General features: G+C 47.1%; 17 protein-coding genes. 6 read left to right on the top strand and 11 right to left on the bottom strand.

All coding sequences use genetic code 11. From position 1 onward, the window contains the following. Positions 1-4: 4 nt before the first annotated feature. Positions 5-1,939, bottom strand: coding sequence for an acetate--CoA ligase (gene acs, locus VLX91_02530; protein HUI29067.1), 1,935 nt, complete (start codon positions 1,937-1,939; stop codon positions 5-7). 302 nt (positions 1,940-2,241) lie between these two features. On the opposite strand from acs, the gene VLX91_02525 reads away from it, so the two are divergent. The 6 genes from VLX91_02525 (at position 2,242) to VLX91_02500 (ending at position 7,478) form a co-directional block, all read left to right on the top strand. Continuing rightward, positions 2,242-3,348, top strand: a complete 1,107-nt coding sequence (locus tag VLX91_02525; protein HUI29066.1) for a 4Fe-4S dicluster domain-containing protein — start codon at positions 2,242-2,244, stop codon at positions 3,346-3,348. Between the two features lie 18 nt (positions 3,349-3,366). Next, the gene (locus VLX91_02520; GenBank protein ID HUI29065.1) at positions 3,367-3,936 is read left to right on the top strand and encodes a cyclic nucleotide-binding domain-containing protein; all 570 of its coding nucleotides are present in this window, start codon (positions 3,367-3,369) and stop codon (positions 3,934-3,936) included. 78 nt (positions 3,937-4,014) lie between these two features. Continuing rightward, positions 4,015-4,878 carry an FAD/NAD(P)-binding protein gene (locus tag VLX91_02515; protein ID HUI29064.1) on the top strand — a complete coding sequence of 288 codons (864 nt, stop codon included), beginning with the start codon at positions 4,015-4,017 and terminating at the stop codon, positions 4,876-4,878. A 1-nt stretch (position 4,879) separates the two neighbouring features. Further along, positions 4,880-5,665 carry a hypothetical protein gene (locus VLX91_02510; protein HUI29063.1) on the top strand — a complete coding sequence of 262 codons (786 nt, stop codon included), beginning with the start codon at positions 4,880-4,882 and terminating at the stop codon, positions 5,663-5,665. Continuing rightward, positions 5,658-6,950 carry a Ni/Fe hydrogenase subunit alpha gene (locus VLX91_02505; protein ID HUI29062.1) on the top strand — a complete coding sequence of 431 codons (1,293 nt, stop codon included), beginning with the start codon at positions 5,658-5,660 and terminating at the stop codon, positions 6,948-6,950. The genes VLX91_02510 and VLX91_02505 overlap by 8 nt, the downstream gene beginning before the upstream one ends. A 66-nt stretch (positions 6,951-7,016) precedes the next feature. Then, on the top strand, positions 7,017-7,478 hold the full coding sequence (locus VLX91_02500; protein HUI29061.1) for a hydrogenase maturation protease: 462 nt from the start codon (positions 7,017-7,019) through the stop codon (positions 7,476-7,478). A 28-nt stretch (positions 7,479-7,506) separates the two neighbouring features. Here the strand turns inward: VLX91_02500 and VLX91_02495 are convergent, their stop codons facing one another. The 10 genes from VLX91_02495 to VLX91_02450 all read right to left on the bottom strand — a co-directional run bounded on the left by VLX91_02495 (position 7,507) and on the right by VLX91_02450 (position 17,909). Continuing rightward, positions 7,507-8,199 carry a tetratricopeptide repeat protein gene (locus VLX91_02495; protein ID HUI29060.1) on the bottom strand — a complete coding sequence of 231 codons (693 nt, stop codon included), beginning with the start codon at positions 8,197-8,199 and terminating at the stop codon, positions 7,507-7,509. A 104-nt stretch (positions 8,200-8,303) separates the two neighbouring features. Beyond that, positions 8,304-8,858 (bottom strand): YceI family protein, encoded by a 555-nt coding sequence (locus VLX91_02490; GenBank protein HUI29059.1) that lies wholly within the window; start codon positions 8,856-8,858, stop codon positions 8,304-8,306. Positions 8,859-8,992: 134 nt separating this feature from the next. Further along, positions 8,993-10,663: an arginine--tRNA ligase gene (gene argS, locus VLX91_02485; protein ID HUI29058.1), complete on the bottom strand. Its 1,671-nt coding sequence runs from the start codon at positions 10,661-10,663 to the stop codon at positions 8,993-8,995. Further along, positions 10,660-11,109: a ribosome silencing factor gene (gene rsfS / locus VLX91_02480; protein ID HUI29057.1), complete on the bottom strand. Its 450-nt coding sequence runs from the start codon at positions 11,107-11,109 to the stop codon at positions 10,660-10,662. Before rsfS ends, argS begins: the two co-directional genes overlap by 4 nt. Before the next feature lies 1 nt (position 11,110). Then, the gene (locus tag VLX91_02475; protein HUI29056.1) at positions 11,111-11,593 is read right to left on the bottom strand and encodes a LytR C-terminal domain-containing protein; all 483 of its coding nucleotides are present in this window, start codon (positions 11,591-11,593) and stop codon (positions 11,111-11,113) included. Between the two features lie 144 nt (positions 11,594-11,737). Then, complete coding sequence (locus VLX91_02470; protein HUI29055.1) at positions 11,738-12,214, bottom strand: hypothetical protein; 477 nt, start codon at positions 12,212-12,214, stop codon at positions 11,738-11,740. Positions 12,215-12,508: 294 nt separating this feature from the next. After that, positions 12,509-13,249 (bottom strand): nickel pincer cofactor biosynthesis protein LarB, encoded by a 741-nt coding sequence (gene larB, locus VLX91_02465; GenBank protein ID HUI29054.1) that lies wholly within the window; start codon positions 13,247-13,249, stop codon positions 12,509-12,511. A 50-nt stretch (positions 13,250-13,299) separates the two neighbouring features. Beyond that, entirely contained in the window at positions 13,300-14,151 is an 852-nt protein-coding gene (gene larE / locus VLX91_02460; GenBank protein ID HUI29053.1) for an ATP-dependent sacrificial sulfur transferase LarE, read from the bottom strand. 131 nt (positions 14,152-14,282) lie between these two features. Continuing rightward, positions 14,283-15,647 (bottom strand): sigma-54 dependent transcriptional regulator, encoded by a 1,365-nt coding sequence (locus VLX91_02455; GenBank protein ID HUI29052.1) that lies wholly within the window; start codon positions 15,645-15,647, stop codon positions 14,283-14,285. 201 nt (positions 15,648-15,848) lie between these two features. Continuing rightward, a complete protein-coding gene (locus VLX91_02450; GenBank protein ID HUI29051.1) occupies positions 15,849-17,909 on the bottom strand; it encodes an ATP-binding protein in 2,061 nt (686 codons plus the stop codon). Between the last annotated feature and the right edge of the window lie 21 nt (positions 17,910-17,930).

Raw genomic sequence — 17,930 nt, 5'->3', positions numbered from 1 at the left:
TCTGCTAATCTTCCAGTGTGCTCAAATCACCTTCGGGCATCCCCAATGCCCGCGCCTTCAAGACCCTTCTCATTATTTTTCCACTGCGAGTTTTCGGAAGCGAGTTAGTGAAATTTATTTTCTCGGGTTTTGCAATCGGTCCCATCTCATGCGCCACATGTTGTATCAGCTCTTCAGCCAAAGGTTCGCTGCCTTCAAAACCGCTTTTCAACATCACATAAGCATGGATCGCGATTCCCTTTATCTCATGTGGTAGCCCTATAACGGCTGCTTCGGCAACCGCGTGGTGGCTCACCAAAGCGGATTCAAGCTCAGCCGTTCCCAGCCTGTATCCGCTGACTTTTATCACATCATCCACTCTACCTATTACCCAGAAATACCCGTCTTCGTCCTTTCGTGCAGAGTCGCCGACAAAATAATAGCCAGGATAACGACTCCAATAAGTATTTACGTACCGTTCCGGGTCCTTGTAAATTGTTCGCAGCATTGAGGGCCATGGTCGTTTGAGAATCAGGAAGCCTTCCTCACCTGGTTTGACCGGTTTGCCGACATCATCAACAACATCGGCGTGAACGCCAAAGTAAGGCTTTGTTCCGGAACCGGGCTTGAGCGGGGTCGACGGGAGCGGCGTTATCATGAATGCTCCGGTCTCTGTCTGCCACCACGTGTCCATGATAGGACATTGTTCCTTCCCGATGACTCTATGATACCATCTCCAGGCTTCCGGGTTTATCGGTTCACCTACGCTGCCAAGGAGACGAAGCGTGGAAAGATCATGGCGGTTGGGCCATGCCTCGCCATAACGCATAAGTCCGCGAATCGCAGTCGGCGTAGAATAGAGAACTGTAATACCGTACTTTTCTATCATGGTCCACCATCTATCAGGGTACGGAAAAGTTGGAGCGCCTTCATACATGAATGAAGTCGAGCCGTTAAGAAGCGGGGCGTAAACTATATAGGAATGCCCCGTCACCCAACCAGGATCAGCAGTGCACCACCATCTGTCTTCCTCTTTCAAATCAAAAACGTCCTTCAGGGTGGAATAAGTCCCAACCATGTATCCGCCATGGGTATGGAGGATAGCCTTCGGCTTTCCTGTGGTACCCGACGTGTATAAAATATAAAGGGGGTCTTCAGCGTCCATCTCTTCTGTTGCACACTTCGATCCGTTGCGAGTCAATGGCAGACTCATCAATTCATGGTACCAAAAATCACGACCGGCTTCCATCGGAACATCTTTGCCGTTGCGTTTCACTACGATCACCGTTTCAGGCGCAGCCGTTCTCCTCAAGGCCTCATCTACAATTTTTTTCAGTTCGACGATTTTTCCGTTCATAAATCCACCGTCAGCTGTTACGATCACACGCGATTCGCTGTCTTCTATCCTTCCGTGGAGAGCCTCAACTGAAAATCCGCCGTAAACTACGGAATGTATTGCACCTATTTTCGCTGTCGCAAGCATTGCTATCACAGTTTCCGGAATACGCGGCATATAAATAGTTACTCTGTCTCCTTTGCCGACACCCATGCTTTTCAAAACCGTTGCAAATTTGCATACCTCCCTATTCAAAGCGTGATATGAAAACGTCCGCAATTCTCCGTTTTCGCCCTCCCAAATCAAAGCAAGCTTATTCCGCCGCCAGGTATTTACGTGCCGATCAAGCGCATTAAGAACAATGTTGGTCTTCCCTCCGACAAACCATTTATAAAAAGGCTTGTTAGTTTCGTCCAAGACCTTGTCCCACTTTTTGTACCACTCGAGTTCACTTGCCCGTCGCGCCCAGTAGCCTTCTAGATCATCTTCTGCCTCTCGGTAGACGGCATCGGGATTCTGGACATTCGCCTGCAAGACTATTTCCTCCGATGGATAAAAGACTTCGCCGTGAAGTTCCTTTTTGACTTCATGGTCTTGTAGAACTCTGTGTACCTTTTCAGCCATCTCTTAGCTTACTCCTTCCCAATTCCTATTCTTGAATCATAAACACAACATTTTCTAACAACGAACAGTTTCCATATTACTGCTTATTCTTGACGACAGCATGGAACATTATCTGTAGAATAATTAAGCGGAAACGATCGTTTTTCGAGACAAAAAATTTACAGTGTCAGAATCGGACTTGCGTCTTTTTTTGTCCCACATCGAGAATTCGGACAATGAGCCGCACGTTTATTCCGACGGTTTAAGTGAAACATGGTGGCACAATCGTTGATAGTTTCTGCTTGATAAAACCCTGGCCCTTAATGAATACGATCTTTAAACTCAGCGAAGAAAACTTTCACAAGCTTTTTACCGCATTAAAAAGTAAAGACTATACGCTCGTTGCACCGGTCGTCCATGATGGTGCAATTATTTATGACAAGGTAGAGTCTCCCGATGAATTGCCTGTCGGATGGACAGACCAACAGAGCCCATCTACGTACAGACTCTCGAGGGAGACCAGAGGTAAGTATTTTGGTTTTCACACGGCACCGCAGTCGTGGAAACGATTTCTCTATCCTCCAAAAAGGAGTCTGTTCCAAATGAAAAGGAATGGGAAATCTCTGGAGTTTCTAAAGGAGACGACACTCCGACCGAAATACGCCTTCATCGGTGTGCGTCCTTGCGAGTTAAACGCAATTCTCATTCAGGACCTGATATTTAACTCGGAAGAGTATGGAGACGAAGATTATAAACTGCGACGCAAAGATTTGTTTATCGTCGCAGTAAATTGCACTGAAACTACGGAAAACTGTTTTTGCTCGTCCTTGAAAACGGGACCGAGGTCGAAAACCGGCTTCGATCTCGCACTAACCGAGGTTGTGAACAAGGGAGAGCATTACTTTGTGGCGGAAGTCGGAAGCGACAAAGGCGCAGCCGTCATGGAACAGACCAACCCTTCGGATGCAACCGAACAGGAGATAAGCGACGCGTCAAGGCTTGTCAAACACGCGGAAAACAAGATGAAGAAATCCGTGGAGACCTCCGATCTTCCGAAGATCTTATCCAATAATTTGGACCACCCGCACTGGGACAACATAGCGAAGAGATGTTTGACTTGCGGCAACTGTACCATGGTATGTCCGACCTGCTTTTGCTTCGCCGTCGAGGACATTACAGACATTACCGGCAACAAAGCGGAGCGGGTGAGAAAATGGGATTCTTGTTACACCATGGACTTTTCAAAGGTGGCAGGAGGTAACTTCCGAATAACACCAAAGTCGAGATACCGGCAATGGTTGACGCATAAATTTTCGTCATGGATGGAACAATTCGGCGTACTTGGATGCGTTGGGTGCGGAAGATGCATCACTTGGTGTCCCGTCGGCATCGACTTAACAGCCGAAATAAATTCAATAAGAGGCGCTTAACGAAAAAGGAAGGTGAGCATGGAACCGCAAGATCTAACCGAGTCATTACACAAGCATCCATTTCTTAGCAACATGGATGAAAGCCTCGTCAAGACCTTGACGTCATGTGCGTCCAACATCGTCTTCAAGGAAGGGACGCGGCTTTTCCGTGAGGGTGATGACGCAAAACTCTTTTTCCTGGTACGAAGCGGCAGGGTCGTACTTGAAACTCAAGCAGGTGAAAAGGGAACAATCAGGATCCAAACGGTCGGCCCCGGCGAAGTGTTAGGATGGTCGTGGCTCATCTCTCCATTCAAATGGCACTTCGATGCAATTGCTCTCGAACAAGTCCATGCTTTTTCAATTGACGCGAGCTGTTTGAGAACGAAATGCGAAACTGACAACCATTTCGGATATGAAATGCTACGGAGATTTTCAGAGGTCCTAGAAAGGCGACTTGCAGCAACGCGCCTGCAACTTCTTGACATTTATGGATCGGCCCCAGCAGAATCCCGTTGGCACACTAAACATCGTCGACCTACGATAAAACAGAAATCAAATAAGAAAGCGCACAAGGGGGCAAAAAAAAGAAAAGTTCATCGGATCTGAGTCCGGCGCAAATTCAGCAGAAGTGACAAGTTTTGGTCATCATGAAACCTAATTCACAATTTATCGGAGTCTACTTAATTGAGCGAAACAATTATTGAAAACACGGTCGACATCGAAAGCCCAATGGCTCCATCGTTGGCCGTGATTCGACGGGTCATCTGGGAAACCGACGATACGTTCACTCTTCTCATCGATCCTCCACAGAACGACGGAAGAGGATTTTCATTCTTACCGGGCCAGTTTAATATGGTTTACGCCTTCGGGATTGGAGAATCCGCCATTTCCATAAGCTCGGATCCTGCAAAACCGAACATACTGGCACACACAATTCATCGCGTTGGAACAGTGACGTCTGCGCTATCCAAAGTCAGGCGGGGAGACTTGATAGGGATACGGGGTCCTTACGGAGGCGGCTGGCCGCTGGAGGAGGCGGTTGGCAAGGACATATGCATCGCAGCCGGTGGAATCGGGCTAGCCCCATTGAGGCCAGTCATCTATTCGCTCATACGGAGACGGGATGAATTTGGAAGAATAATAATTCTCTACGGAGCGAGAAGTCCGCTGGATTTGTTGTACCGAGTTGAGCTTGAACAATGGAGCAAGCTGCCAAATACCGATGTGATCATAACTGTTGACCGCGGCGACTGGACTTGGAAGGGTTACATTGGGGTCGTTACAAATTTGTTTTCTTATATCAAAATGGACTCCAGGGAGACCGTCGCCATGGTGTGCGGTCCGGAAGTCATGATGAAATTTACCGTCGAAGAGCTCCAGCGAAGGGGGCTTACGCCGGAACAAATCTACATATCAATGGAAAGAAATATGAAATGCGGTGTTGGACTTTGCGGACATTGTCAATTTGGTCCGAAGTTCATATGCAAAGATGGACCCGTTTTTCGATTGCCGGAAGTATATCACTTACTTGAGAAAAAGGAAATTTAATATGCCAAGTCGTTCAACGGACAAAAAGCCAAAGGTAGCCGTTTTCAAATTTGCGTCTTGCGATGGCTGCCAGCTTTCTCTTCTCGATGCGGAAGACGAACTTCTCGCGGTGGCAAATGCAATCGACATAGCATTCTTTCCCGAAGCGAGTTCGAGAATGCTTAAAGGTCCGTACGACATCGGGATAGTGGAAGGCAGCATAACCACCCCTCACGATGTGGAACACATCCGGGAAATCCGAAAATCATGTTCGGCACTGATCACGATCGGTGCGTGTGCAACAGCCGGCGGAATTCAATCGCTCAGAAACTGGAAGGACATAAAAGATTTTATACGGATCGTTTATGCATCGCCTGAGTATATTTCCACCCTCGACAGGTCTCTTCCGATCGGCTCCTTCGTTCATGTGGATTACGAGCTTCGCGGTTGTCCGATAAACAAGTATCAGCTCATCGAGGTAATCAGCGCGTTTCTAAACAAGCGAAAGCCGACCATCGACACACACAGCGTGTGCATCGACTGCAAACGGAAAGGCAATACCTGCGTCATGGTCAGCCATGGCATACCTTGCCTCGGTCCAGTGACACAATCAGGATGCGAGGCGCTTTGTCCGGCTTATGACCGCGGATGTTTCGGATGCTTCGGTCCGATGGAATCTCCAAACACGTCGTCACTTGCAGAACACTTCAAAGAACTTGGTGAGACAAAGTTAGATATCTCGCTTGCCTTCAGAAAATTTAATGCTTATGCAGACGCATTCCGCAGAGAAAGTGAAGCACATGAGTAACACTAGAACCTTAAAAGTCGACTACCTTCCGCGAGTAGAGGGTGAAGGAACCCTCTTCATCAAGACACGAAATTCGCATGTCGAAGATATCAAGTTCAAAATATTCGAGCCGCCCCGTTTCTTTGAAGCATTCCTCCGCGGCAGGAAATATTCCGAGGCTCCCGACATTACAGCACGCATCTGTGGAATCTGTCCGGTCGCTTACCAGATGAGCTCCGTCCACGCCATGGAAGATGTCTTCGGCGTTAAAGTCGAGGGACAGCTTCGCGAACTACGTCGCCTGCTTTACTGCGGAGAATGGATAGAGAGTCATGTGCTTCACGTTTATATGCTCCACGCTCCCGATTTTCTCGGATACCAAGATGCAATTCAACTAGCAAAAGATCATCCCGAAGCGGTCCAGCGGGGATTGCGGATGAAGAAAACCGGCAATGATCTCGTTGCCCTTCTGGCAGGAAGAGAAATTCATCCAATAAACGTGAAGGTCGGCGGATTTTATAAACTTCCGCGTAAGGAGGACTTTTCCGAAATTCTCGAAAGACTTAAACAGGCAAGAGACGAAGCTTATGAAACAGTCCTCTGGACTGCGACTTTGCCGTTCCCGAATTTTGAATACGATTACGAGTTCGTGTCTCTGAGCCATCCAAACGAGTACCCGTTAAACGAAGGGAGACTCATATCGAACAAAGGACTCAACATCGACATTCGCGAGTATGAACTGATGTTCCATGAAACACATGCTCCGTATTCAAATGCACTGCAATCGACCATGAAAGGAAGGGGAGCCTATCTCACCGGACCGTTGGCGAGGTATAATCTCAACTTCGAGAAGCTTTCTCCGCTGGCGATGCAGGCGGCAAAAGAAGTCAAAGCTACGCCTCCCGTATTGAATCCTTTTAAAAGCATAATTGTCCGCGCCGTCGAGACGGTTTTTGCCTGCGAAGAAGCAATCAGGATAATTGAGAATTACACACCTCCTGAAAATCCGGCAATTAATTATCCCGTAAAACCCGGCTTCGGGTTTGGATGCACCGAGGCTCCGCGCGGGATACTTTATCATCGTTACCTGGTCGGCGACGATGGCCTTATCAAAGATGCAAAGATCGTTCCGCCGACTGCACAGAACCAGAGAATGATTGAATCTGATCTGAGGAATTTCGTTACGGCAAACATAAATCTGCCCAAACAGGACCTGACACTCCAGTGTGAACAGTTAGTTCGCAACTATGACCCTTGCATCTCCTGTGCAACGCATTTCTTGAAATTAGAAATCGAAGAGATTTGACAGACGAAACAAGTTGATCTCGGATATAATTCATCGGAGAAAAAGGGGAAGTCTCCGATAACGATTGTGGGAATAGGCAACGAATTCCGCGCGGATGACGGTGTCGGACTGCTTGTTCTGAAAAGTCTAAAAGGCGTCCTCTCTTCTCAAGTCAAAGTGGTCGAATTGACCGGCGATCAATCCAACCTGGTTGAACTGATGCAACGCACGGATAACATGATAATCATTGATGCGGTTTCCTCGCCTGCGCCCGCGGGAACCGTCTTCCAAATTAATGCCAGTGAAGAGGCGTTCCCTAATAATTTTTTCACCGTCTCCACTCACAGCATCGATCTTGCGCAGTCGATCGAGCTGGCGCGTACCATGAACCAGCTTCCTGATCTTGTCTTGATTTACGGAATTGTCGGGAAAGATTTTTCTTTTACCACATCGATGAACCAGCAAGTCAAGGAGTCCGCGGAGACAGTCAAAGACAAGATACTCATCGATGTGGACCGGATATTAGGAAGTGAGACTGCGAAGGCATGACCAACCCCCTCGAGCCGTTATGCCTGTCTCACTCGATTTTCGCTTCTGCCATATAATAATCTAGATTCATCGCGTAGGGAGAATCGGGAAAGTTTTTGCGAACCCGAGTGAGCAACTCGGTTGCCTTGTCTTTTTTTTCGATCTTGATGTAACTTCTCGCGGCACCCACAAGATACTGTGGAGTGAGAAAATTCTTCGAATCGCGAGAAGCTGCACGATCATAGTACTCTGCAGATTTCCTGTAATCCCCCTTGACTTCGTAAACTTCGGCAATGCCTGCATCCGCACTCGCTTCAAGCAGCTTGTCGCTCCCGTCGTAATCTTTGAAATATTTCAAAGCATTATCATAATCGCCGAGATAGTAATAGCAGTCTGCAAGGTAAATCTTAGCCTGTTCTCCGCTTTCGGAGCCTCCATAACTTTCGACTATCGATTTCAGCCCGGCGATATTACGAGCTGGATCACCGTTGATCGCTACTTGATACGCCCCGCCGTTAAATAGACTCAAGACCTGTGAAAGCTCAGTTGCGGCTTTCAGGTTATCGGCGCGCCTGTTGTTCAAATACACGACGATGACGATGGCCGCGATCACCAACCCTGTGATGGTACCGCTTACCATTTTCCTGTTGCTCCTGAAAAAATCCACCGCCTTGACGTAGGTGGTGATCAGTTGATCTTGCTTGAGTTCTTTCTTTGTTATTCTCTTCCTGGGTTTTAGCATGAATTATTCCTTTAGAAACTTATCAAATTCTTGACTGAAACGGAACAAAAATTTAGCCAAAAAAAGGGAAGAGTAAAAGAGATATTTTCGTCCCAAGTCTAATCTCAGAATGTGCTATCGAAAACAATGTGAAACTTTATTCCAAATTTATTACCGATTGAAATAAAAAATATCGACGGTCGTTCTACGTTGTAATCGCTGAAGTTTGCCTCGAAACCACCTTCACAATCCGTCGTGCCCGATTCATAATTCAGGGAAACCGGCATGGATATTTCATTGGTGATCCCATGGAACGATAATTTTCCCACCACGAACAAAGTCGAATCCGAGACATAGTTGATCGTATCACTTTGAAAGACAACTTGCGAATAATGCTCGGCATCGACAGCATTCATTGCGGTTTTATCGCGGCTTGAATTACCACTGTTGAAAGAAAGGACATTGGCAGATACATTGATCAATTTTAGCTTATGGCTGATGCTGTCTAATTGACCGGAACAGAATATTTCGCTACTCACACCGTCAACGGAATGAAAGATATGATAGACATGGTAAGTGATCGAAGACAGCCTCCTATCGGCCTCAATGTTTTTGGCCTGTCCGTAAACCACGGTGAGCGATGAGAGTACCGCAAATCCGAACGGAATAATTTTTCTCATTGAAGACCTCTTTTTGATTCAGGAAATTTTCTTTGAGTAATAACTAAGCCGATTGGACGACGGTTCCGACCGCACGGTAGAAAGAGATTTGAATCACACCCAAATGAGATCGTCTTAACAAATCCCCGATTTGTCTACATCTTCTCCGGAGCGCTAATTCCCAGAATCTCAAATCCATTTGCAAGAACAATCTTCGTCGCAAGGCACAGTGCCAATCTCGATTTGGCAAGCTCCCTATCAGGAATTACAACACGGTGGAGGTGGTAGAATCTGTGGAACGCCTCGGCTACTTCCTGCAAGTAGCTGATTATCCTATGAGGCTCGAATGTTGAAGCAGCCGCTTCGATGACTTCCGGTAGCTCCCCGAGCATTTTCGCGAGCTCGATTTCCTCTTTCTCTCTCAATAGCTCAAGGCTCTCGGCGGATAGTTTGCTACCGACAGTTGAGAGTTGTCCGGGGGCATCCTTTGGAGAAATTCCCTCGCTCTCGGCGAAGCGAATGATGCTCGCGATTCTTGCATGTGCATATTGTAAATAAAAAACAGGATTTTCGTCACTCTGTTTTTTTGCGAGATCGATGTCGAAATTCAAATGTGTTCCGATGCTTCTCATTAAGAAGAAAAATCTAACGGCGTCGGCTCCGACCCAATCAATCAGCTCATCGAGTGTTATGAAATTTGCCTTTCGAGTTGACATCTTGACGACTTCGCCGTTCTGAAAAATCGTCACGAACTGGTGGATTAAGACCTTTATTTTCTCGGTGTCGTACCCGAGCGATTTTAGAGCAAGCAGAACATCGGGGTACGTTGCAATATGGTCGGATCCGAAAATGTCTACGATTAGCTCGAAGCCGCGGCGAAATTTTTCGATATGGTACGCAACATCGGGGAGACGGTACGTTGGCTCACCGCTGCTTTTTACGATGACTTTATCCTGGTCGCCGCCGACCGCGGTTGCCTTGAACCATTTCGCCCCCTCTTTATCGTAGGCGAGCCCCGCAGATTCAAGTGCGGAGATGACTTCCTTTATTTTTCCTGTCTCGTAGAGTGAGTTTTCGTTATAAAATACGTCGAATTCTATTCGAAGACGGTTTAGAGTCTTCTTTATGTCTTCAAAGATTTCGTGTTCGGCTTTTTCTTTAAAAATCCCTTCGGGCGGTTCATTTGCTATGCCGGTCCCGTGCTCATCATACAAATGTTTCGCTATCTCTCGGATATATTCTCCCTGATAGTAATCGTCGGGGAAATTAATCCCTTCACCGAGTAGCTCCTTGTAACGCAGACGTACAGAGTCACCGAGCACACGCATTTGTCTTCCGGCATTGTTAAAATAATATTCTCGCGTCACTTCATGGCCCGTCCATTCGAGGAGGTTCGCAACCGTGTCTCCGAAAACTGCATTACGTCCATGTCCCACCGTCAACGGTCCTGTCGGGTTAGCGCTCACGAATTCGACTTGCGTTTTCTTTCCCGCACCGGCACTGGACCTTCCAAAAGCCTCGCCGTTATTCAGAACTTCTCTTATGAACGAAACAAAATATTTCTTCGTGAATTTGAAATTGATGAAACCAGGACCGGCAATTTCACAACTCTCGACTAACGACGAATCCACTTCGATATGTCCGACTATTTTTTGCGCAATCTCCCGCGGCTTCATCTTAAACTCTTTTGCAGCAAGGAGTGCGAAATTAGTCGAGAGGTCACCGTGTGATTCCGCTTTCGGTTTCTCGAAAAAGATATCCACAGATGTTTCAATTCCCGATTTCCGAAGGGCTTCCAGAAGTTTTGATTTAAGATAATCCTTCATTCTGCAGCCCGCTCCACATCGATGGATTTTTTCCGCCTTGTCGTTCCGCCCGATTTCCTGCTACGCGCGGGCGACGCCGCGTCGGCAACCCGCTGGACTTTCGCATCGCCCCAAAGTTTTTCAAGTCCGTAGAACGATCTCGCATCCTTGTGGAATATGTGTACCACGACGTCAACATAATCGAGCAGGACCCACTGCAAGTTCTGCATACCTTCGACGTGCCATGCCTTCTCTCCAAGTTCCTCCATACCGTACATAATCGCGTTGGCAATTGCTTTGACCTGCGTTTCCGAATCGCCGGTACATACGACGAAGTAATCTGTCATGGAAGTCAGCCTGCGTAATTCAAGGATTACTACGTCTCTGGCCTTCTTCGTTAATGCAAGCTCGGCAATCTTATATTGCATGGTTTTCTCTTCGCCGCGAGCGGGATTTTTGGCCGGCATACTATTCAATACTCCTGGTTGGTTTTAGATTTTGGTAATCCATTCCTATGAGGACTTCAACATCGACATAACTGCGGCGATCTAATTTGCTGACGACATTTTCTTTTCTCACGCCAAGGGCTTCGGCAACTCTAGTGGCGTTCTCGTAGTTTCCAGCAGCATCGACGACGGTCGTAACTTCCCTGTTCTGGATCGATCCGTTTGTTGTCTCTACGACATCGAAGCCCCTCTTCCGCAAATAAGATGTAAAGCCCATCGCTATGTTTTTTGTACCGCACTCGTTGCGCACGCTGATCTGAATCATCTTTTCAATTTTTGTAGGAGAACTTTTCTCAATTCGATCCGACCTGAACGGAGGATGAATCAAGAAACGATCAGCTAGAGAATAGACCAACACGACGGCAAGGAAAACGACAAGAACGCGTAATGCAACGACTGCGGGGCCCTTTGCACTCGATAAAAATTTTCCTTTACGCCTCTTCATCAACAAAAATTAATGCGCCAGCATAGCCGGGACATTCTTGATGACCTGAAAGAGAGAATGCAAGAAAAGTATTTAATTTGCCCGATACAAACCCGCGGCGGAAATGAGGGAGAATAATTTTGTTCAAATTACCCCGGCGGCCTATTACCATCCCCACGGATTGTAGTAGTAATAATAAGGATTGTAATATCGATAAAGCGGGTTCTGGTTAAACTGCAAGTCTATCTGAAAACTATTTGTCGGATGATAATTGAGATCTGCACGCGTCAAATAAATGCCGTTCAATCCTTGCGAAAAATTTTTGCCGAGCGAACTGTACGGAGAATTCAAAAGGCTGACATCAGCGCTCAATGTCAAAGGGTCACTGATCTTGTAGCTCATGCTGTTCGTATACGTGCCGAGAGCCAATCCCTGACCTCCGAAAGTCATGTAGCTCATCGAAACCGACTGTCGCATGGAAAAATTTGCGGGATTGAAAAAACCAAAAAGCAAACTACTTTCGTCCGAATGCACCAAGGAGCTTTGTACGCTCGGTTGATTCGAGAGTTGATCTTTAAACTGGGCAAAGCCCACCGAACTCATAATCAGTATCAATGCTAGCGTGCTACTTACCTTCTTCATCTCGATTTCCTCCGTGATGCAAACAAATTTTAAATAAATTTATGATAAATGTCAAATCATTAAGTTAGACGCTTCAACTAATTAACGGTTCAACGGCAGTTTTTCGTTCCACTGGAAACTTAAAATCTTAAGCCCCAGATTCGAATTTCTAAACGCTCATCTACGGTATCCGGACATACGAGCGTTTCCGCGGGGAAAATCAAGATCCAAAACTCTAAAGCACTGAAGTCCTTTACCGACCTTTTTTCAAGGTTTTGAAAATTCAGATTTTGAGGAATTAGGTTTGTTTAGAGTTCAGTGTCCGGAATTCAAAATTTCTTCTTTTAACATGTTCGTCACCCTGCATGCCGCGAATGCCGCCGAAAAGCCGCCGTTGATATTCATTACCGCGATCCCGGGCGCGCAAGAAGAGAGCATTCCAAGCAATGCAGAGAGTCCCTTGAAGTTGGCTCCATATCCGATGTCGGTGGGAACTGCAAAGATAGGTTTTGGCACTAGTCCCCCGATAACGCTCGGCAGTGCACCTTCCATCCCCGCAATGACAACGACCGCAGACGCTGCTTGCATCACATCTAAATTCTTCATAACGCGATGTATGCCGGCAACTCCAACGTCGTAGAGTTTCACAAAGGCAACCCCCATTGCTCCACAGACATCTGCCGCTTCTTCCGCGACAGGAATATCGCTCGTACCTGCCGTTATGATGCAAACGTACGGCTCATCTCTGTTATTCTCCCTCAAAGGAATGGGGTTAATAGTAAATGTGCTCGAAAGATGATTCGATCGTCCCTTCGGAAACTTTTTCTGCAACACTTTCATCTTTACATCGGAGAGTCTCGTAATTAAAATCGGCTCCTTTGCCTTGGAAAGTTTTCCCGCGATGCCGACTATTTGCTCGATTGACTTGCTCTCTCCATAAATAACCTCTCCCAACCCCAGTCTCAATCCGCGGCCATGGTCTATCGTGGCGTAACCAAGCTCCTCAGCGTCGAAGAGAGCATTTTTAATTTTCTCATAAGCTTCGTCCGTGCTCACTTTCCCTTTCCGGACATCAGCGAGGATTTGTTTGATAGAGATTCGCTTGCTCAGGCGTTCCCCCCGCCGGTTTTGTATCCTTCGAGGTCGAGTGTCACCCAATCGTAGCCGCGCTCTTTTGCCGCCTTCACTAGTCTGTCCTTCAATTGGATTGCGAGCGCGATCTCATCCGGCGATGCTTCCAGCCTCAAGAACCGCTTGCGGTTTAGTTCATGGAGGCGCAGACGGAAAATCTTCATTCCACCTTCGCGCAATATGTCCTCAAGGACATCGATGTCTCTCAATTCTTGTTTCGTAATTTCGACTCCTCTCATGATTCTTGAACTCAAGCATGGGCTCGAAGGCTTATCCGACAACTTAAGGCCGTGAGATCGCATCAACTCCCTGATTTCATCCTTTGTGAAATCATAAGCTGCAAGAGGAAATACGACATCATTTTCAATAGCGGCTCTATGACCCGGACGAATATCGGTTTTATCGGATGCGTTGTATCCGTATGCAATTTTTTTACAATTGTTTTCCATAGCAACTTTTTTAGCGATGCCAAATAGTTCGGTCTTGCAATAGTAGCACCTCTCCGAATCGTTTTTTATATAATCCGGATTATCAACTTCGGTACTGTCTCTCCAAACATGTCGAACACCGGCATGTTTCACGAAGTCTTCGACATCGACTTTATCATGGACCGGCATGCTATCGCTATTTGTTGTTAATGCAACCAAGATACCGCCGTATTGCTTTCTTGCTTCTTCTGCCGCCCAAAGCAGAAAGCCGCTATCGACCCCTCCCGAAAAGGCTACTACCAGTCCTTCCACGGTATATCTTCCAAGACAACTTTTCAGTGCATCATATTTTTTGAACAAATCACTCATAGTCACATCTACATCTAATACTTCATTCATAAAAAATTCTTTTCAACTTTTCTCAAGCGAATCTCCGCACAATTTAATACCTTATCTGCCATTCCCGCAAACCGACAAATCTTGAATGGGAAAATTGGACCGTCGACAGCAAGAAAACAGACAGCGTTCGCTTATTCTTGCACCAGATTATACTCTTTGATCTTCCTATACAAGGTCTTCCGGTCTATTCCCAAAATCTGAGCAGCTTTCGACTGGTGCCAGTTCGTTCGCTGGAGTATCTTGACGATATATCTTTTTTCCACTTCCGTCAGCGGCATGTTGTCTGTCGCAAGGTCATCTATGAGATCGCTGGACTTCATCTGGAAAAGATGCTCCGGCAGATCCTTGGTATCAACCACTTCTCCGCTGGAGAGAGCGATGCTCCTCTCAATTATGTTCTCCAGCTCCCGGACGTTGCCGGGCCATGTGTACTTGAGAAGGCAGGCAGACGCTTCATGAGTTATCCGAATGTTCGGCTTCCCGAATTGTTCGCCATATTTTTTCATGAAGTGGTCGACCAAAATCGTGATGTCTTCGGGTCTATCTTTTAGATCGGGGACGTGAATCGAGATGACATTTAACCTGTAAAACAGATCTTCTCTGAATTGATCGTGCTTTATCAGTTCCTTTAGGTCACGATGCGTCGCGGCGATCACCCGGACGTCTACTCTTTTGACCTCATCGCTTCCGACAGGGCGAACCTCACCGGATTCGACCACTCGCAGCAATTTCGACTGAGACCCGAGCGGCATATCTCCAATTTCATCAAGAAAGAGGGTGCCGCCGTTTGCAGTCTCAAAGAGTCCGCGCCTTGAAGTTATGGCGCCGGTGAAGGCACCCTTCTCATGTCCGAAGAGTTCGCTCTCAAGGAGAGATTCGGGGATCGCACTGCAATTGACCGTCACGAACGGCATCGCACGCCTGTCGCTGTTGTAATGCAGCGCCTTAGCGATCATTTCCTTTCCTGTGCCGCTTCTTCCGGTTATCAGAACATTGCTCCGGGCGTGGGATAATCTCTGGATCAATGCAAATATATCCTGCATCGCCTTGCTCTTTCCGATAATGTTCGAGAAAGAATATTTGCGCTCTACTTCCTGACGAAGGAACTCCACTTCCCGTTGAAGTCTTCGCTGCTGCGTCGCGCGTTCGAGGAGCGCTAGTATCTCATCCATGTTAAAAGGTTTACTGACGTAATCGTATGCACCGGCTTTCATTGCATTGACCGCCGAGTCGACCGAGCCGAAGGCGGTAATAATAACGACCATGGTATCTTTCTGCAGTTCCTTAACGCGTCTCAAAATGTCCATGCCGGTCGCGCGCGGCATTTGAATGTCTGTGATGACAATGTCGTAGTTTTTATCATCGATTAACGACATCGCTTTCATGCTTTCGGAAGTTGTATCCACGGTATAACCTGCCCGCTTGAGAAACTTCTCAAGCATCGCCAGCATATTTACATCGTCATCAACTGCAAGAATTGATATGTCTGCTTTCATATTGTCCCGAAAAATTCATTGAAATTTAGTGAATGCACCAAAACACACATGAGGCAATCCGGCTCGCCGGAACTGTTTTCCGGCTTATCCCGAAGGAATGAACCCGGGCGAAATCCGATGAGCGCCCGCCCGTGGTACAAAAAAATCTTTGATGGCACAAAATGCAGGTGATAATTGACCGAAATATTCTTGCTGTTCCTATCACTCTACCGCAATACTTGTGTTTTTATCTTTTTCAATGGCAATTACATCATAAGCGGGAAAACTCAACTTGAAAATCGTTCCCTTGCCGACATTACTCTCGACTGAGATCGCCCCTTTGTGATCCTGAATTATCCTTTGAGTAATGGCAAGGCCAAGCCCGGTCCCCTTGCCCACTTCCTTCGTGGTAAAGAAGGGATTAAATATTTTCTCCAGATCTTCCTCGGAAATTCCGCACCCCGTGTCGGCGATCGTGACCTCAACAACATTATCACCCTTTCCTCTGGCAATCTCGGTTTTGATGCTGAGCCGGGGACCAACTGCGTTGCGCGCGATATTCTCCATAGAATGAATTGCGTTCACTATTAAATTTACGAAAACTTCCTGAAGTTGGGCAGCGTCGCCGAACACCAGGGGGAGATTTTTTTCCAGGTCCAATTCGAGCTCGATGGACGATTTGTCGATCTGGCTTTTCATCAGCTGAAGTACGGCATTGATTTCGGAATTCAAATCGACTTGTTTTGTTCTCATTTTTTTCGGCCGTGCAAAGTCGAGAAGCTGCTGAATCAGTTTTGCGATCCTGTTTGTTTCACCCGCTATCATTTTCAACTCATCATAGCCTTCCTCATTCGGCTTCAAGTCCATCATCAGGTACTCAGCATTGCCTAAAATTATATTGAGTGGAGTCCCGATTTCATGAGCAATGCCGGCGGAAATTTGTCCAATGAAGGAAAGCTTCTCGGTCTGACGCAACTCCTGCTCGTACTGCTTGAGCTGGGTTACATCCCGCATGATCAGAGCTTCGCCAATGGATATCCCTTGTTCATCTCTCAAAATGCTTCCCGTCAAGCTGACCGTGACTCTATGCCCGGACTTTGTCACACATTCAAGTTCGAAATTTCTCACAATTCCTTCACTCCGGATGCGTTCCGCGGTAACTTCGCCGGCCATTCTTTTCTCGCCCGGGAGTAAAACTGAAAAAGGTTCCCCGTTTACTTCTGCAGGCTGGAATCCGAAAAGAAGTGTGGCACCTTTGTTCCACGATGCTATTTTCCCTTGTTCGTCGAGTCCGACTATCGCGTCGGCAGAATTCTCAGTCAATATTGAAATGTATCGTGCCTTGGAAATGACTTCTTCCTCGAGCAAGAATCTTTTTAAACCGTAGCCCAGCTGATCCACCATGGCCAGCAGGACGTTCAAACTTTCTTCCGGTCCCAGAGGAATCCGTTCAGACAACTCCGAAATGCTGCTTTCTCTCATCGGAACCGGGAGAAATGCGAGAAGGAGCAAGCCGATCAAGGATTCGCCCGCAGAAACAGGAAGCATCAGCACAAGCTTTCGATGTCCGGAGATTTCCTGCATCATCCCGTAGCTGCGGCGCGCGCTCGATTCACTCCCGAATTGATTAGCAAGGGCTCTAAGAAAATCGCCGCTCGCCGTCGGAGTTTCTTCGGGAACTGCCAGTCTAAATGTCAAACATTGAGACGTGGCTTCAAATGCAAAGAACTCGACCGAAGCTGAACGCGATTCCTCCTTTATGATCCGGATCCCGGCGCTTAATGCTTCGTCGTAAGAATTCGCCGACCCGATCGCATTCGTAAACTTCATCAACGTCTCGCGCTGCTGCTCTATCACCTTTCTCTGCGACGCGCTGACCTCGGCCTGATATGACTGATAGGCATTTGCATACTGGTAGATTATTTCGTGGAAGCATCCGTCAACCCTTCGTGAGTATTCGAAAATGTCGTCTCTCCTTTCCATTTTCTCCTTGACGACGGAAATGATCGAGTCTTCTCCCAGCAGGAATGTTTCATGAACCGAGGTAAGAGTGAGCAGACCGTTATAAGGCGGCTTCACAATCCGTTCTGTGAATCTGATTAGACGCGATGGACCGACGCCCACAAGAAGGTCAACGATGCAATGGAGGAGCTCGGTAATCTGGCTTTTGTAGAACGATATTTGTGTACTGCCGAAATACTTTGGCATAGTTCCGACTGATGCTACCCACCGGTCGGCTATCGCATCGAAGTTATTCGCAACTATTTGGACGAGTTCATCCATATATCTGAAACAAATTTTGAA

Source organism: Candidatus Acidiferrales bacterium (assembly GCA_035515795.1).
In the GTDB taxonomy this organism is placed as follows: domain Bacteria; phylum Bacteroidota; class Ignavibacteria; order Kryptoniales; family JAKASW01; genus JAKASW01.
This window is presented reverse-complemented; position numbering and strand designations above follow the sequence as displayed.

Excerpts from the sequence above, each read along its gene's own strand:
- VLX91_02455 (HUI29052.1), bottom strand. The coding sequence starts at position 15,647 with ATGAAAGCAGACATATCAATTCTTGCAGTTGATGACGATGTAAATATG.
- VLX91_02470 (HUI29055.1), bottom strand. The coding sequence starts at position 12,214 with ATGAAGAAGGTAAGTAGCACGCTAGCATTGATACTGATTATGAGTTCG.
- larE (HUI29053.1), bottom strand. The coding sequence starts at position 14,151 with ATGAATGAAGTATTAGATGTAGATGTGACTATGAGTGATTTGTTCAAA.
- VLX91_02525 (HUI29066.1), top strand. The coding sequence starts at position 2,242 with ATGAATACGATCTTTAAACTCAGCGAAGAAAACTTTCACAAGCTTTTT.
- VLX91_02475 (HUI29056.1), bottom strand. The coding sequence starts at position 11,593 with ATGAAGAGGCGTAAAGGAAAATTTTTATCGAGTGCAAAGGGCCCCGCA.
- argS (HUI29058.1), bottom strand. The coding sequence starts at position 10,663 with ATGAAGGATTATCTTAAATCAAAACTTCTGGAAGCCCTTCGGAAATCG.
- acs (HUI29067.1), bottom strand. The coding sequence starts at position 1,939 with ATGGCTGAAAAGGTACACAGAGTTCTACAAGACCATGAAGTCAAAAAG.
- VLX91_02520 (HUI29065.1), top strand. The coding sequence starts at position 3,367 with ATGGAACCGCAAGATCTAACCGAGTCATTACACAAGCATCCATTTCTT.
- VLX91_02450 (HUI29051.1), bottom strand. The coding sequence starts at position 17,909 with ATGGATGAACTCGTCCAAATAGTTGCGAATAACTTCGATGCGATAGCC.
- rsfS (HUI29057.1), bottom strand. The coding sequence starts at position 11,109 with ATGCCGGCCAAAAATCCCGCTCGCGGCGAAGAGAAAACCATGCAATAT.
- VLX91_02490 (HUI29059.1), bottom strand. The coding sequence starts at position 8,858 with ATGAGAAAAATTATTCCGTTCGGATTTGCGGTACTCTCATCGCTCACC.
- VLX91_02510 (HUI29063.1), top strand. The coding sequence starts at position 4,880 with ATGCCAAGTCGTTCAACGGACAAAAAGCCAAAGGTAGCCGTTTTCAAA.
- VLX91_02495 (HUI29060.1), bottom strand. The coding sequence starts at position 8,199 with ATGCTAAAACCCAGGAAGAGAATAACAAAGAAAGAACTCAAGCAAGAT.
- VLX91_02505 (HUI29062.1), top strand. The coding sequence starts at position 5,658 with ATGAGTAACACTAGAACCTTAAAAGTCGACTACCTTCCGCGAGTAGAG.